Annotated in this window: 12 protein-coding genes and 1 riboswitch; of the genes, 9 read left to right on the top strand and 3 right to left on the bottom strand. The window is 70.4% G+C overall.

Annotated features, from left to right (window positions below):
• The first annotated feature begins 183 nt into the window (after positions 1 to 183).
• The 5 genes from AB0C96_RS36215 to AB0C96_RS36195 all read left to right on the top strand — a co-directional run bounded on the left by AB0C96_RS36215 (position 184) and on the right by AB0C96_RS36195 (position 8,032).
• On the top strand, positions 184 to 1,653 hold the full coding sequence (locus AB0C96_RS36215) for an aldehyde dehydrogenase family protein (protein ID WP_362923610.1): 1,470 nt from the start codon (positions 184 to 186) through the stop codon (positions 1,651 to 1,653).
• The gene (locus AB0C96_RS36210) at positions 1,650 to 3,224 is read left to right on the top strand and encodes an amino acid permease (protein ID WP_362923608.1); all 1,575 of its coding nucleotides are present in this window, start codon (positions 1,650 to 1,652) and stop codon (positions 3,222 to 3,224) included. Before AB0C96_RS36215 ends, AB0C96_RS36210 begins: the two co-directional genes overlap by 4 nt.
• 14 nt (positions 3,225 to 3,238) lie before the next feature.
• Positions 3,239 to 4,801 carry a GMC family oxidoreductase N-terminal domain-containing protein gene (locus tag AB0C96_RS36205; RefSeq protein WP_362923606.1) on the top strand — a complete coding sequence of 521 codons (1,563 nt, stop codon included), beginning with the start codon at positions 3,239 to 3,241 and terminating at the stop codon, positions 4,799 to 4,801.
• Positions 4,802 to 4,839: 38 nt separating this feature from the next.
• Positions 4,840 to 5,011, bottom strand: a riboswitch (TPP riboswitch).
• Between the two features lie 417 nt (positions 5,012 to 5,428).
• A complete protein-coding gene (locus AB0C96_RS36200) occupies positions 5,429 to 7,231 on the top strand; it encodes a coagulation factor 5/8 type domain-containing protein (RefSeq protein ID WP_362923604.1) in 1,803 nt (600 codons plus the stop codon).
• 216 nt (positions 7,232 to 7,447) lie between these two features.
• The gene (locus AB0C96_RS36195; RefSeq protein ID WP_362923603.1) at positions 7,448 to 8,032 is read left to right on the top strand and encodes a helix-turn-helix domain-containing protein; all 585 of its coding nucleotides are present in this window, start codon (positions 7,448 to 7,450) and stop codon (positions 8,030 to 8,032) included.
• A gap of 31 nt (positions 8,033 to 8,063) precedes the next feature.
• Here AB0C96_RS36195 and AB0C96_RS36190 read toward each other — a convergent pair whose 3' ends face one another.
• Positions 8,064 to 9,047 carry a WYL domain-containing protein gene (locus AB0C96_RS36190; RefSeq protein ID WP_362923601.1) on the bottom strand — a complete coding sequence of 328 codons (984 nt, stop codon included), beginning with the start codon at positions 9,045 to 9,047 and terminating at the stop codon, positions 8,064 to 8,066.
• A gap of 116 nt (positions 9,048 to 9,163) precedes the next feature.
• Here AB0C96_RS36190 and AB0C96_RS36185 point away from each other — a divergent pair, with 116 nt between their 5' ends.
• On the top strand, positions 9,164 to 9,742 hold the full coding sequence (locus tag AB0C96_RS36185) for a TIGR03086 family metal-binding protein (RefSeq protein ID WP_362923599.1): 579 nt from the start codon (positions 9,164 to 9,166) through the stop codon (positions 9,740 to 9,742).
• A 92-nt stretch (positions 9,743 to 9,834) separates the two neighbouring features.
• On the opposite strand, the gene AB0C96_RS36180 is transcribed toward AB0C96_RS36185, so the two are convergent.
• Together AB0C96_RS36180 and AB0C96_RS36175 are read right to left on the bottom strand one after the other, a co-directional pair.
• Positions 9,835 to 9,999: a hypothetical protein gene (locus tag AB0C96_RS36180; protein WP_362923598.1), complete on the bottom strand. Its 165-nt coding sequence runs from the start codon at positions 9,997 to 9,999 to the stop codon at positions 9,835 to 9,837.
• A gap of 166 nt (positions 10,000 to 10,165) precedes the next feature.
• The gene (locus tag AB0C96_RS36175; RefSeq protein WP_362923596.1) at positions 10,166 to 11,833 is read right to left on the bottom strand and encodes an FAD-dependent oxidoreductase; all 1,668 of its coding nucleotides are present in this window, start codon (positions 11,831 to 11,833) and stop codon (positions 10,166 to 10,168) included.
• A 311-nt stretch (positions 11,834 to 12,144) separates the two neighbouring features.
• On the opposite strand from AB0C96_RS36175, the gene AB0C96_RS36170 reads away from it, so the two are divergent.
• From AB0C96_RS36170 to AB0C96_RS36160, 3 genes are all read left to right on the top strand, one after another.
• Complete coding sequence (locus tag AB0C96_RS36170) at positions 12,145 to 12,318, top strand: hypothetical protein (protein ID WP_362923595.1); 174 nt, start codon at positions 12,145 to 12,147, stop codon at positions 12,316 to 12,318.
• 362 nt (positions 12,319 to 12,680) lie between these two features.
• Positions 12,681 to 13,814: an Ig-like domain-containing protein gene (locus AB0C96_RS36165; RefSeq protein WP_362923639.1), complete on the top strand. Its 1,134-nt coding sequence runs from the start codon at positions 12,681 to 12,683 to the stop codon at positions 13,812 to 13,814.
• 94 nt (positions 13,815 to 13,908) lie between these two features.
• Positions 13,909 to 14,475, top strand: coding sequence for a Type 1 glutamine amidotransferase-like domain-containing protein (locus AB0C96_RS36160; RefSeq protein ID WP_362923593.1), 567 nt, complete (start codon positions 13,909 to 13,911; stop codon positions 14,473 to 14,475).
• The last annotated feature ends 62 nt before the right edge of the window (positions 14,476 to 14,537 follow it).

Genomic DNA, 14,537 nt, shown 5'->3' with positions numbered 1-14,537 from the left:
ACCCCATCGGCCCCACCCGACGCGCCCTCCCTCTCCCCCGGGCCCTCGCACCGTGCGGACCCGCAGCGGCCGCCTTACGCTCGGTGCAGTGATCGTCACCGAGGTCCGGCGGCGGTGCGCCGCCGGCCAGGCACCGCGCCCGCCACTGCCGCCCCGTACGAGCCCGGAACCGGAGGCACCACCATGCCGGAGCTGTTCATCGGCGGTCAGTGGACCGCAGCGGCCGACGGGCAGGTGCGCGAGATCCGCTGTCCGGCGAACAACACGCTGGTCGCCACCGTGGACGAGGGCGGGCCGAAGGACGCCGCGGCGGCCATCACCGCGGCCCGTACGGCCTTCGACGACGGCTCCTGGCCGCGCACGCCCGCGGCCGAGCGCGGCCGGCTGGTGCTGCGCGTCGCCGAACTGCTGGAGCGCGACAAGGACACGCTGGCCAAGGCCGAGTCGCTGGACACCGGCAAGCGGCTGGTGGAGAGCGCGTACGACATGGACGACATCGCCAACTGCTTCCGCTACTTCGGCAACCTGGGTGCGGCCGGCGGCTCCGACCGGGTGGTGGACACCGGTATCGCGGAGACCGACAGCACGGTGCGGCACGAGCCGGTCGGTGTCTGTGCGCTGATCACGCCCTGGAACTATCCGCTGTTGCAGACCGCGTGGAAGGTCGCGCCCGCGCTGGTCACCGGCAACACGTTCATCCTGAAGCCCAGCGAGCTGACCCCGCACACCGCGATCCACCTGATGCGGCTGCTGGAGGAGGCCGGGCTGCCGGCCGGTACCGCGAACCTGGTGCTGGGCACCGGCCCGCTGGTGGGCGCGCCACTGACCGAGGATCCGCGGGTGGACATGGTGTCGTTCACCGGCGGTCTGGCCACCGGCCGGCGGATCATGGCCGCCGCGGCGCCCACGGTGAAGAAGATCGCCCTGGAGTTGGGCGGCAAGAACCCGAACATCGTCTTCGCCGACGCCGACTTCGACACCGCGGTCGACTACGCCCTCACCGCGGTCTTCCTGCACTCCGGGCAGGTCTGTTCGGCCGGCGCGCGGCTGCTCGTCCAGGACGAACTGCATGACGCGTTCGTCGACGAGCTGGTCTCCCGCACCCAGCGGATCCGGCTCGGCGGGCCGTTCGACGAACACACCCGTACCGGCCCGCTGATCTCCGCCGAGCACCGCGCCAAGGTCGAGGCGTATGTGGCGGCCGGCCTCGACGAGGGCGCCATCCTGCTCTGCGGCGGCTCGGCGCCCGACGACCCGTCGCTGTCGAACGGCTTCTACTACCTGCCGACCGTGCTGGACGAGTGCACCCCGGACATGTCCGTGGTGCGGGACGAGTCGTTCGGCCCGGTGCTGACCGTCGAGCGCTTCCGCGACGAGGACGAGGCGGTCTCGCTCGCCAATGACACGGTGTACGGGCTGGCCGGGGCGGTGTGGACGCAGAACAGCGAGCGGGCGCACCGGGTCGCCGCCCGGCTGCGTGCCGGGACGGTGTGGATCAACGACTTCCACCCGTACGTGCCGCAGGCGGAGTGGGGTGGGATGAAGCAGTCGGGCATCGGGCGGGAGCTGGGGCCCGCGGGGCTCTCGGAGTACCAGGAGGCCAAGCACGTCTGGCGCAACACCGCGCCGCGGCCGCAGCGGTGGTTCGAGTGACCGGCCCGGAGACCTCCCGCTCCGACGGCGGGACCGACACCCCGCACGACGACGAGTCGCTCGCCGAACTCGGCTACAAACCGGAACTCAAGCGCACCCTGGGCAACTTCCACACCTTCGCCGCCGGCATCAGCTACATCTCCATCCTCACCGGTACCTTCCAGCTGTTCTACTTCGGCGTGGCCCACGGCGGCCCCGCCTACTGGTGGTCCTGGCCGATGGTCTTCGTCGGGCAGCTGATGGTGGCGCTGTGCTTCTGCGAGCTGGCCGCCCGCTACCCGGTGGCCGGCTCGATCTACAACTGGGCGAAGCAGCTCGGCGGGCCGCACATCGGCTGGCTCGGCGGCTGGATGATGCTGACCGCGTCCATGGTGTCGCTGTCCGCGGTGGCGCTGGCGTACCAGGTGACGCTGCCGCAGATCTCGTCGTGGTTCCAGTTCATCGGCGACGGCACCGGGAAGTCGGCCGCCGCCAACGCCGTGCTGCTCGGCATCGTCCTCGTCGCCTTCACCACCCTGGTCAACGCGTTCGGGGTGAAGCTGATGGCCCGGATCAACTCGGCCGGTGTGGCGATCGAGCTGATCGCCGCCGTCGTACTGGTGGTGCTGCTCGCCGCGCACATCACCCGGGGCCCCGCTGCCATCACCGACACCTTCGGCCTGGGCGAGGGCGAGACCCTCGGCTACTTCGGTGCGTTCCTGACCGCGTCGCTGGCCTCCGCGTACGTCATGTACGGCTTCGACACGGCGTCGTCGCTCGGCGAGGAGTCCAAGGACCCGGCGCGCAATGCGCCGCGGGCGATCCTGCGGGCGCTGGTGGCGTCCTTCCTCATCGGCGGGCTGATCCTGCTGTTCGCGCTGCTCGCCGTGCCCGACCTGCACGCCAAGGAGCTGTCCGTGGACGGTCTCCAGTACGTCGTGCTGACCACGCTCGGCTCGACCGTGGGGCAGATCGTGCTCTGGTGCGTGGTGATCGCGATCACGGTGTGCGAGCTGGCGGTGCACACCGCGGCCATCCGGCTGGCGTTCGCGATGGCCCGGGACAACAACCTGCCGGCCTCCGCGCTGCTCGCCAAGGTCAGCCCGCGCTTCCAGACGCCGGTGCTGCCGGCCGTGATCATCGGTCTGGTGGCGATCGGCATCCTCGTCCTCAACGTCAACCAGCCGCAGATCTTCTCGGTGATCACCAGCATCGCGATCATCATGATCTATCTGGCGTACCTGTCGGTCACCCTGCCGATGCTGGTGCAGCGGCTGCGCGGGAAGTGGACCCCGGTGCCCGGCAGGTTCTCCCTCGGCAGGTTCGGCCTGCCGGTGAACGTCCTCGCGGTGCTCTGGGGCATGGGGATGTCCCTCAACCTCGCGTGGCCGCGCGCCGCGGTCTACAACGCGACCGGGCCGCAGCACTGGTACCTGCGCTGGGGTGCCTTCCTGTTCATCGGTGTCGTGGCGATCGGCGGCTTCACCTACTACTGGCTCGTCCAGCGCAAGAAGACCGGCGTGCTGCCCATGCACGCCGCCGTGCTGCCCGACAGCGACGCCCCGGGCTCCGCCACCACCTCCAACCCCTGACGGGAGACGCCGCGATGTCCCACCGAACGCCCGTGGACGAGTTCGACTACGTCGTGGTCGGCGGTGGCACGGCCGGCGCCGTCGTGGCGGCCCGGCTCAGCGAGGACCCCGAGGTCACCGTGTGCGTGCTGGAGGCCGGCCCCTCGGACGTGGACGACGACAACGTCCTGCGGTTGGACCGTTGGATGGGGCTGTTGGAGTCCGGCTACGACTGGGACTATCCGGTCGAGCCGCAGGAGAACGGCAACAGCTTTATGCGGCACGCCCGCGCCAGGGTGCTCGGCGGCTGCTCCTCGCACAACTCCTGTATCGCGTTCTGGGCGCCGGCCGAGGACCTCGACGAGTGGGCAGCGCTGGGGTGTGCGGGCTGGAGCGCGGCCGACTGCTTCCCGCTCTTCCAACGGCTGGAGAACAACGACGCGCCCGGTGACCACCACGGCCGCAACGGCCCGGTCACCCTGCGCACCATCCCGCCCCACGACCCGTGCGGGGTGGCCCTGCTCGAAGCCTGTGCGGCGGCCGATATCCCGGTCACCCCGTTCAACACCGGCAAGACCGTCGTCCGCGGTGCCAACTGGTTCCAGATCAACTGCCGCCCCGACGGCACCCGTTCCTCCTCCTCGGTGTCCTACCTCCACCCCGTCATGGGCACCCGGCGCAACCTCGACGTACGCACCGGCCTCCAGGCGAAGCGGCTCAACTTCGACGTGTCCCGGCGCTGCACCGGCGTGGACCACCTCGCCCCCGACCTGATCCACACCCGCACCGTCAACGCCCGTCGCGAGGTCATCGTCTCCTGCGGCTCGATCGACACCCCCAAGCTGCTGATGCTCTCCGGCATCGGCCCGGCCGACCACCTCCGCGCCACCGGCGTCGAACCGCTCGTCGACTCCCCCGGCGTCGGCGCCAACCTCCAGGACCACCCCGAGGGCGTGATCATGTGGGAGGCGAAGCAGCCGATGGTGTCCACATCCACGCAGTGGTGGGAGATCGGCATCTTCGCGGACACCGAGCCCGGTCTGGACCGCCCGGACCTGATGTTCCACTACGGCTCGGTGCCGTTCGACATGAACACCTACCGCCGCGGCTACCCCACCTCGGAGAACGCCTTCTGCCTCACCCCGAACGTCACCCGGGCCCGCTCCCTGGGCACGGTCCGGCTGCGCACCCGCGACTTCCGCGACAAGCCCAGGGTCGACCCGCGCTACTTCACCCATGAACACGACGTGCGGGTGATGACCCACGGCCTCCGCCTCGCCCGCGAGATCATCTCCCGGCCGCCGATGGCCGATTGGGCCGGCACCGAACTCGCCCCGGGCGCCGACGCCCGCTCCGACGACGAGCTGCTGGCCTACATCCGCGACACCCACAACACCGTCTACCACCCCGCCTGCACCGTCCGCATGGGCGCTGCCGACGACCCGGCGGCCCCCCTCGACCCCCAGTTGCGCGTCAAGGGCGTGACCGGTCTGCGGGTGGCCGACGGCTCCGCGATGCCGTTCCTGACGGCGGTGAACCCGTGCATCACCACGATGATGATCGGGGAGAAGTGCGCCGACATGATCAAGTCGGGGTGACCGCGCACGGGCGCGTCGAAGGCCCGCGGGCACGACAAAGACCTACGAGGTGGGCTCCCTTCGCCGGCATTGTCCGGATCAGGTGCTTGGGGGTCGCCGTCCGGTCTCACGACCTTTCAGCCTCTCAGCCCGACCTTCCTTCATGTCCTCGGCGAGAGCCAGAACTCTCTTCCCCGAGGCCAGTCAGATCGAACTCCCTCGCTCGCCCCGTAGGCCGGTCTTCAGGATAACCCCGGACATAGGGAATGGAACAGTCAGATCAGACATTTTCTTCAGATGTGCCGAAGCCGGCTCTTCAGATGTGCCGAAGCCGGCGAAACGGCGCCCCATCTACCCAACCCCCTGACCGCACTCCCCGGTCGACCCCTTAAGCGCGCACTCTCCCAAACACGCCACTTCTTGAACACTTGAAAGTGCACGCACCTCGGCGCACCGACCCGCGCTTCCCCCATACCCGCGCCAACTACCCCTTATTGCTGGCAACATGAGCCGCAACGCGCAGCCTTCGGCAGGGAACTCCGGTCGCAACTCTTGACGCGTCATTCTCGCGGATGAAGCATGCAACGGGCGAGAGAGCGCTCCCATCCCGCCTCATCGTTCACTTCCTGAACCAGGAGAGTCACCCCCATGACCCCTGCCCCCACACCCCCCTCCCCCACCGGCCGCCCCGCCGTCGGCCGCCGGGCCGTCCTCGGCGCCGCGGCCGCGGTCGCCGCGACCCCCGCCCTGTTCGGCCCGCCTGCTCCGGCCTCGGCCACCCCGTCGCGGAGGGGCCCGCGCGCCCTGCCGGGCGGCGGCGACCTCGGCCCGAACGTCCTCGTCTTCGACCCGTCCACGCCCGGCATCCAGGCCACGCTGGACGAGGTGTTCGCGCAGCAGGAGACGGCGCAGTTCGGCACCGGACGCCATGCCCTGCTCTTCAAACCGGGCACGTACCACGGGCTCAACGCACAGCTCGGCTTCTACACCTCCATAGCCGGCCTGGGCCTGTCCCCCGACGACACGACCATCAACGGCGACGTCACGGTCGACGCCGGCTGGTTCAACGGCAACGCCACCCAGAACTTCTGGCGGTCGGCGGAGAACCTCGCACTCGTACCGGCCAACGGCACCAACCGCTGGGCCGTCGCCCAGGCCGCGCCCTTCCGCCGGATGCACGTCCGCGGCGGACTCAACCTCTCCCCCACCGGCTACGGCTGGGCGAGCGGCGGCTACCTCGCGGACAGCCGCATCGACGGTCAGGTCGGGCCGTACTCCCAGCAGCAGTGGTACACCCGCGACAGCTCGGTCGGCAGCTGGGGAAACGCCGTGTGGAACATGGTGTTCTCCGGCGTCGAGGGCGCGCCCGCGCAGACCTTCCCCGACCCGCCCTACACCACGCTGGAGACCACCCCGGTCTCGCGGGAGAAGCCCTTCCTCCACCTCGACGGCGACGAGTTCCGGGTCTTCCTGCCGGAGAAGCGGACCGACGCCCGCGGCGTGACCTGGGGCAACGGCACACCGCGCGGCACCTCACTGCCACTGTCGCAGTTCTACGTCACCAAGCCCGGCGACTCCGCGGCCACCCTCAACCAGGCGCTCAACCAGGGGCTCCACCTCCTGCTCACCCCGGGGATCTACCACCTGGACCAGCCCGTCCAGGTCGACCGGGCCGACACCGTCGTCCTGGGGCTCGGCTACGCCACGCTGGTCCCCGACCACGGCGTCACCGCCCTGAAGGTGGCCGACGTCGACGGGGTGCGCCTGGCCGGATTCCTCATCGACGCCGGGCCGGTCAACTCCCCCACCCTGCTCGAGGTCGGCCCGGCCGGCGCCTCGGCGGACCACTCCGGCAACCCGACCACGGTCCAGGACGTCTTCGTCCGCATCGGCGGGGCCGGCCCCGGCAAGGCCACCACCAGCATGGTGATCAACAGCCGCCACACCATCGTCGACCACACCTGGGTCTGGCGCGCCGATCACGGTGACGGCGTCGGCTGGGAGACCAACCGGGCCGACTACGGCATCCGCGTCAACGGCGACGACGTCCTCGCCACCGGGCTGTTCGTCGAGCACTTCAACAAGTACGACGTGCAGTGGCACGGGCAACGCGGCCGCACGATCTTCTTCCAGAACGAGAAGGCCTACGACGCCCCCGACCAGGCGGCCGTCCAGGACGGCTCCGTCAAGGGCTACGCGGCGTACAAGGTCGCCGACTCCGTGACCGCGCACGAAGGGTGGGGCCTGGGCAGCTACTGCTACTACGACGTCGACCCGACCATCGTGCAGCACCACGGCTTCGCCGCCCCGGACGCGCCGGGCGTGAGGTTCCACGACCTGCTCGTCGTCTCGCTCGGCGGCAAGGGCCAGTACGAGCGCGTCATCAACGACACCGGCTCGCCGACCTCGGGCACCTCGACCACGCCGTCGACGGTGGTCTCGTACCCCTGAGTACGGGCCGCGAGGAACGACCGGTGCGGGTCGGGCAGTCGTTCTCGGCCCGCACCACCGGGACCTGGCCAGAGGTCCCCGGGCGCGCGCTCGGCGCCCAGGCCGAGGGGAGGGAGGAGTCGCCGGAGGCCGGCGCCCCACCAAGAAAACAGACCCACTAAGAAACTGCAACGACTAAACTTTATTAGGTGGTTCACCTCGGGGTACGGTGGGCCGGTGACCGAACCGATAGGGCGCCGTGAGCGCAAGAAGGCCCAGACCCGCAAGTCCTTGGCGGACGCGGCGCTCCAGCTCTTCCTCGACCGCGGCTACGACCAGGTCGGCGTCAAGGACGTCGCGGATGCCGCCGACGTCTCGGTGACCACGCTGTTCAAGCACTTCCCGTGCAAGGAGGCGCTGGTCTTCGACGAGGACGACGACCAGGAGTCGGCGCTCGTCGACGCGGTCCGCAACCGCGCTGCCGGCCGGTCCATCCCGCAGGCCCTGCGCGAGCATGTGCTGCTGGCGGGGGCCTGCGCCACGGACCCGCAGTTCGCCGCGTTCAACCGTTTGGTGCAGGACAATCCGGCGCTGCGCGACTACGCCCACCGCATGTGGATGCGCCACGAAGCGGCGGTGGCCCGGGCCATCGCCGAGGAGGTCGGCGCCCCCGAGGGCGACGTCACCTGCGCCGCCCTGGCCCGCTTCGCCATGGAGGCCCGCCGCCTCATCCAGCACCAGCCCGACCGGCGACGCGCCGCCGAGGAGGTCTTCGCCCTGCTGGACCACGGCTGGGCAGCGGCCCACCCCCGCCTCGGCTGAGCAGCGGTTCGTGCGGGTCCGGCCGCGTGCCCTACGGCATCGCACCGTCCCCGAACGCCTCGGCTGCGTAGAGGTCGGCGACTTCGACCGCCGCGGCCGCCAGTTCACGCCGGGCCTCCGACGGGGCCAGTACCTCGACGTCGGCTCCGAAGGCGAGCAGCGAGCGGACCGCGCGAAGCGCCCGGAAGGCCAGCCGCACCTCCGCCCACCCGTCGTCCCCGTGCAGCGGTGGAGCAGCCAGGTGGCCGGGCTGGACCCGCAGGAACATGTCGAGACGCTCGCGCCGCACCCGGCACACCACCCGCACCTCCTCCGGCACCCGCTCGATCTGTTCCCGGAGCACCGACCAGACCTCGACGAGCCCCAGCCCCGCGCGGCGGCGCACCGGCTCCTCGGCGACCGAGGCCGACTGCACCCGGTCCGCGCGGAACAACCGTGGCTCGCCCTCGCGGTCGGCCACCAGATACCAGACGCCGGCCTTGCTGACCAGGCCGTACGGGTCGACGGTGTACTCGCTCGGCTCGGACTCGCCGCCGCGCCGGTAGCTCAGCCGCAACCGTTTGTCGGTGAAGACGGCCCGCTGGAGTTCGCCGAGCTCCACTTCGACGCTGCCGCCCTGCATCCAGCGCACCGGATCGACCAGGATCCGCTCGCTGGTCCGCGCGGCCGCCGGACGGTGCCCGGCGGGGAGTGCGGCCATCACCTTGCGCAGCGCCGAGCCGATCGACTCGCCGAGCCCCAGCGCCTCGTACGCCCCGTCGGCCGCCAGCACGAACAGGGCACGGGCCTCGTCGCTGGTCAGCCCCGTGACGTCGGTGCGGTACCCGGGCAACAGCCGGACGCCGCCGTTGCGGCCGCGCTCCACCCAGACCGGGACCCCGGCCGCCGAGAGCGCCTCCACGTCCCGGTAGATCGTCCGGACCGACACCTCCAGCTGAGCGGCGAGTTCGGTCGCCGTGACCCCACCCCGGGTCTGCAACAACAACAGGATCGAGAGCAGCCGATCGGCCTTCATAAGAGGGAGTCTAAAACCTGACGGCGGATGTCAGGTATCGACGGCAGAGTGTCCTGTGACCGACCCGGGCAGCCCGCCCGGGCTGCTCCCACCGCACCGCCGAGGAGTGTGTTCCGATGGACGCCGCTTTCGACCCCCGCCCCGTGTTCCTGAGCGCCCTGGACCAGCTGGAGAAGTTGGTCGGCCGGCTCGACCCCGCCCAGCTCGACCGGCCGACCCCCTGTCACCTGTACGACCTGCGCGCGCTGTTGGGCCACACCCTCGGCGCGATCCACCGGATCGCCTACATCGGCGAGGGCGGCCGGGGCATGGACCTGCCGGCGGCGGCCGGTGAGATCGCGGACACCGACTGGGCGGGCGCGATCGGGCGCGCCCGGGCCCGTGCGGCCACCGCCTGGGCCGACGACGCGAAGCTGGACCGGGAGGTCGAGGTGCCCTGGGGCCTGGCCGTCGGCCGGATCGCGCTCGGCGGCTATGTGATGGAGACGGTGACGCACACCTGGGACATCGCCCAGGTGATCGCCCCGGAGGCGGAGCTGGACGAGGCGCTGGCCCACACGGCACTGGGCATCGCCCGGAAGGTACTGCCGCCGACGCCGCGCGGCGGGGAGATCCCCTTCGGCGAGGTCCAGGCGGTGCCGGACGACGCCGACGCCTACCGCCAACTGGCCGGCTGGCTCGGTCGAACCGTCTGACGCGCCCCGCCCGCCAGGAGAAGGAGCCGCTGGGCGTTCCCGGACACCGAACGCCCCGGCGCACGGCCATGGCGGGCCCGGCGGGCCGGCGGTCAGCCCCCCGCGTTGCGGTGGACGGCCGCGGCCCATGCGGTGAGCAGTTGCTCGTACTCGTCCTGCTCTTCGGGCCACAGTGGCCGACCGATGCGGGCGGCCATGAACTCGCGTATCGCGCGATTGGCCTCGGCAATGGCGTCAGGGACGCAGGTGGGCGCCATGCCGTAGATGATATTCGGTGGGACCGTCTGAGGCTATTACCGCGTTTGGCTGACCCTGACAACCTCTGCCCTTGATGTCACTCTCGCGTACTTTTGCGAAAAACTCTGTGATTGCCCGCTCGGACTCCCAGCGTTCAAGAGCCCACGGGCTGGTCACCGGACAGCCTCAGAACAGCCCCTGGGTCAGCGCGATGGAGTTGGGGACGGCGACCTCTTCGGGTGCGGTCAGTGGCATGACGCCGAGGATCTGCTGGACGACGTACTGGGCGGACATCATGGCGCCCTCCTGCCAGCCGGGGAGGGGGGATGCCTGATCGCCGGCGACGTAGAAGGCGTCCCCGCCCTCCGGTGTGAGGAGTTGCCGGTAGGCGGTGCGGTGCTGCTGGTTCCCGGGGTCCCAGGCCGCCCAGCCACCGAGCTGGTGGGGCACCTTGTGCCAGGCGATGGTGACGCCCGTTTCGTCCGGTACCAGGTCGCGGTCCTTGAACTCGGGGTGCAGCTCCGTCGCGCCTTCGCGTGCCAGCTCCAGGCGTTCCGCCGGTGACCTGGCGCCGAGGAGGTCGGCGTTCGGACCGAAGTTGTAGGCGCCGGTGAGGGTGCCCTTGTCGGAGAAGTGGTCGTTGGAGGGGTACCAGAACTGGGTGATGTTGTGTCCGGTCCAGCTGATGCCGCCGTAGATGCCCTCGGTGTCGTCGCGGCCGCCGCGGCCGCCGTCCCAGAAGCGGCGGTTGGCCTGCCAGCCGACCTTGCAGGTCTTCTCGAAGTCGACGGCGTCCAGCGCCGCGCGGAACGGGTCCGAGAAGTTGGTGAGCGTCAACTGCCGCAGGACGGGGATCGGGATGCTGCTGACGCAGTAGCGTGCGCCGACGCGGAACGTCTCCCCGCCCTTGGTGTACCTGACGGTGACGCCCCGGCCGGCGTCGCCGATCGCGATGTCGCGGACCTCCGCGCCGAGCAGGACGGTGGCGCCGGCGCGCTTGGCCTCGCGGGCCAGCGCCCTGACGATGTGGTCCATGCCGCCGACCGGTTGGAACATCGTGGCCTGCCAGAGGAAGTCGACGGGCTGGTGGGGCCGGGCCTTCCAGAAGCCCGAGCTCACCAGTTCCTCGAACGACAGCGGCGGCACCGGAACCGGCCACTCCTCGATCGACGGCTCGTCCAGGTAGCCGGCGCGGGTCGAACCGCGGTACGCGCCGGTGTTCTTGTCGAGCGCGCCGACGTCCCGCAGGAGATCGAGCACCTCACCGGTGAAGGCGTCCTGCGCGAGCTGTGCCGGGGCCGGTTGGGAAGTGGAGTGGCCGCGTACCTCGTTCGCCATCCGTCGGTCGGGCCGATCGGGCCGGCCGGCCTTGGCACCCGGCACGCGGACCCGGTTCGGCGTGGCCTCCATGACGTACGGCTCCAGCTCGACGCCGAGGTCCCGGCAGTACGTGAGCACCCGGCGGTGGTGGTAAGGGATGCGTCCGGGGCCGAGGTTGAGGTAGAGGCCGTCGTCGAAGGCACAGGTGTGGGTGCGGGTGGCGGCGCCGCTGTCGTCGAGTTCGTAGAGCTCGTCGCCGCGGCGGACGGTGCGGTTGCGGCCGCCGACGCGGCGCTCGGCTTCCAGGACGGTGACCCGGTAGCCGAGCAGGCTCAACTCGTAGGCGGCGGCAAGGCCCGCCACCCCGGCCCCCAGGACCAGCACCTCCGCGTCCGAACCGGCGGCACCAGGCGACCGCACGGTACCGGTCCATCCAGTGGCTTCCGGGCCGGACAGCCCGCTCATGGCGTGCCGGAGGGCCTTCGCCGACGTGCCGGCGGGCGCGTCGGCGGACTGGTGGATGTGCGCGCTCATCCCGTCTCCTCCCGCGGCGCTGGACACAGGCATGTCCCGACGTCGGCTGCTGTACGGCAGTGACACCAGCCCACCACCGAACGGGACGGTGCGCATGCACAGCGAGCCGAACGTGGGGTCCACGGCCCGTCGAGGCGGCGTCAGCACCCTCGACATCGGGTCGGTCACCCCGCCACCAGCACCCCACTGCCGGTGCGGCCCTTCCGTCCGGACGACTCCGGTGAGCGGCGCCCCACCGTGATCCTCACCAACGGCAGCGACGGACAGAACGTCGACACCCGCTCGTCGACTGGCTGATCGCCCGTTCCGACGTGGACGCCGACCGCATCGCGCTGACCGGGCTGAACATGGCGGGCGACCTGACTCCCCGGGCCGCGGCCTTCGAGAAGCGGATCGCCGCCCTGGTGGCGATGCCGGCATGCCTGGAACCCTGGCTGGGCTTCCCGAACGAAACCGCCTGGCTGCGTGCGTCCGGAACCCCGTAGCGTTCGTATGTCACCCAGGTCGCGGAGCTGTACGGCCACGTGCGCCCGAGCTACCCGCAGGGCATGTTCGAGGACCTCGCCGAACTCGCCGGACCCGAGGTCGGTCGGGGGCTGGACGCGGAGCGTTAAGAGACGGATTTAGAAGTCGTCCCTACGGTCGGCCGTCAACGTCCCTTGGCCCTGGCCGACCTTCCCGTAGGGAGCTGCTCGTGACGACGTCGGATACCCCTGTGCCTCCCCGGTTGCGCACTCTGCGTCCTCGGCTGCTCCTGCCCGGGGAGCGGCCGACGCCCGGTGCGCCGCGTCGCCCGCGGCGGAAGTCCGGCGTGCTCGTCCCCTCGGCGCTGTTCGTAGCGGGTGCGATGGCGCTGTCCGCATGTGGCGGGGGCGCCGTGGCGAGTGGTGCGGACAGGGTCAAGGACGCGTCGGGTATCAGGATCGAGGTCTCGGTGCGGGACGGCGCCACCGATGCCGGTCTCAACACCGGTGTCAGGGTCACTGGCGGCAAGCTGACCGATGTGCGGCTGATCCAGGCGGACGACGGCGCCACGGTCAAGGGGGCGATAGCAGCCGACGGCTCCTCCTGGAGGCCCTCGGACCAGTTGGCGCGCGGCACCAAGTACAAGCTGGTCGCCAACGCCAAGGACGACAAGGGTCGTTCGGCCACCGAGCAGGCCATGTTCACCACGGTCTCCGCGAAGAACAGCTTCACCGGCTCCTACACCCCCGACAACGGCAAGACCGTCGGCGTCGGCATGCCGGTGTCCTTCAACTTCGACAAGGTCATCACCAACAAGAAGGACGTCCAGTCCCACATCACGGTGACCTCCAGCAGCGGCCAGAAGGTCGTCGGCCACTGGTTCGGCGCCCAGCGCCTGGACTTCCGGCCGGAGGACTACTGGAAGGCCGGCTCCAAGGTCACCATGAAGATCAACCTCGACGGGGTGAAGGGCGGCAACGGCATCACCGGCGTGCAGTCCAAGACGGTGACCTTCACCATCGGCCGGTCCCAGGTCTCCACCGTCGACATGAACACCCAGACCATGACGGTCAAGCGGGACGGCAAGACCATCAAGTCCCTGCCGATCTCCGGCGGCAGCCCCGACCACCCGACCTACAACGGCCAGATGGTGATCTCGGAGAAGCTCGTACAGACCCGGATGAACGGATCGACCGTCGGCTTCGACAATCCCAAGGACTCCTACGACATTCCTGACGTGCCGCACGCGATGCGACTGTCGGCGTCCGGCACCTTCCTCCATGGCAACTACTGGAGCAGCCCTTCGGTCTTCGGCCGCACCGGCACCAGCCACGGCTGCGTCGGCCTGCGGGACAACAAGGGGGGCGGGGGCGACACCCCGGCCAAGTGGTTCTTCGACCAGTCGCTGATCGGTGACGTCGTGGTGGTCAAGAACTCGCACGAGCAGACGGTCAAGCCGGACAACGGCCTCAACGGCTGGAACCTGTCCTGGTCCGACTGGCAGTCGGGCACGTAACGGGGCTATTCGATTGCGGAGCCGGCCGACGATCCGGCATCGTTCGGGCCACTGCCGCTCCTGCCTGCGTGCCGTCTGCCGAGGAGGCATTCCCGTGGCTGTCGTTCCCGTGCGCCGTCTGGCTCTCCTTGGCGGCGGCTTCTCCACCGACGACGACGGGCTGCTGGACGACTGGGTGCTCGGTCACGCGCGCGGTTCCCGGCCAAAGGTGTGCTTCGCCCCCACGGCCAGCGGAGATGCCCCCGGCTATGTCGAGGAGTTCCTCACCGCGTTCCCGTCACGCACCTGTGAGCCCAGTGTCTTGTCGCTGTTCCGGAGGGAGCTCGATGACGACGCGCTGCGCACGTTTCTGTCGGACGGGTTGGGCCTGCTGTCCGGCTCGGTCTGCCCGCACTACGACAGTGAACCGGGCCGCTCCCCCTCCTACCGGGCAGCCGTGGCCACCGGCGCGCTCCCCGCCGGATGGGCGTTGGCGGACGGTGTCGGCGCTCTCTTCACGGACGGTGTCCTGACGGAGACGGTGGCCCGCACGCCGGAGGCCCGCCTGTACCAGGTGGCACCGGACGGGCACGGCGGAGTCAACGAGCAGGCCCTGTCGGGCCGTTTGCTCACTGGAGCGCCGAGAGAGCGAAGCAACGGGAGTTGGGCGAACGGTAGTTGAGCGAACGAGGCCTGGGCGAACAGGACTTGCGCTAAAGGGACTTGGGCGTAGGGTCCGGGGCC

This window comes from Streptomyces sp. NPDC048506 (assembly GCF_040651315.1).
GTDB lineage: Bacteria > Actinomycetota > Actinomycetes > Streptomycetales > Streptomycetaceae > Streptomyces.
This window is presented reverse-complemented; position numbering and strand designations above follow the sequence as displayed.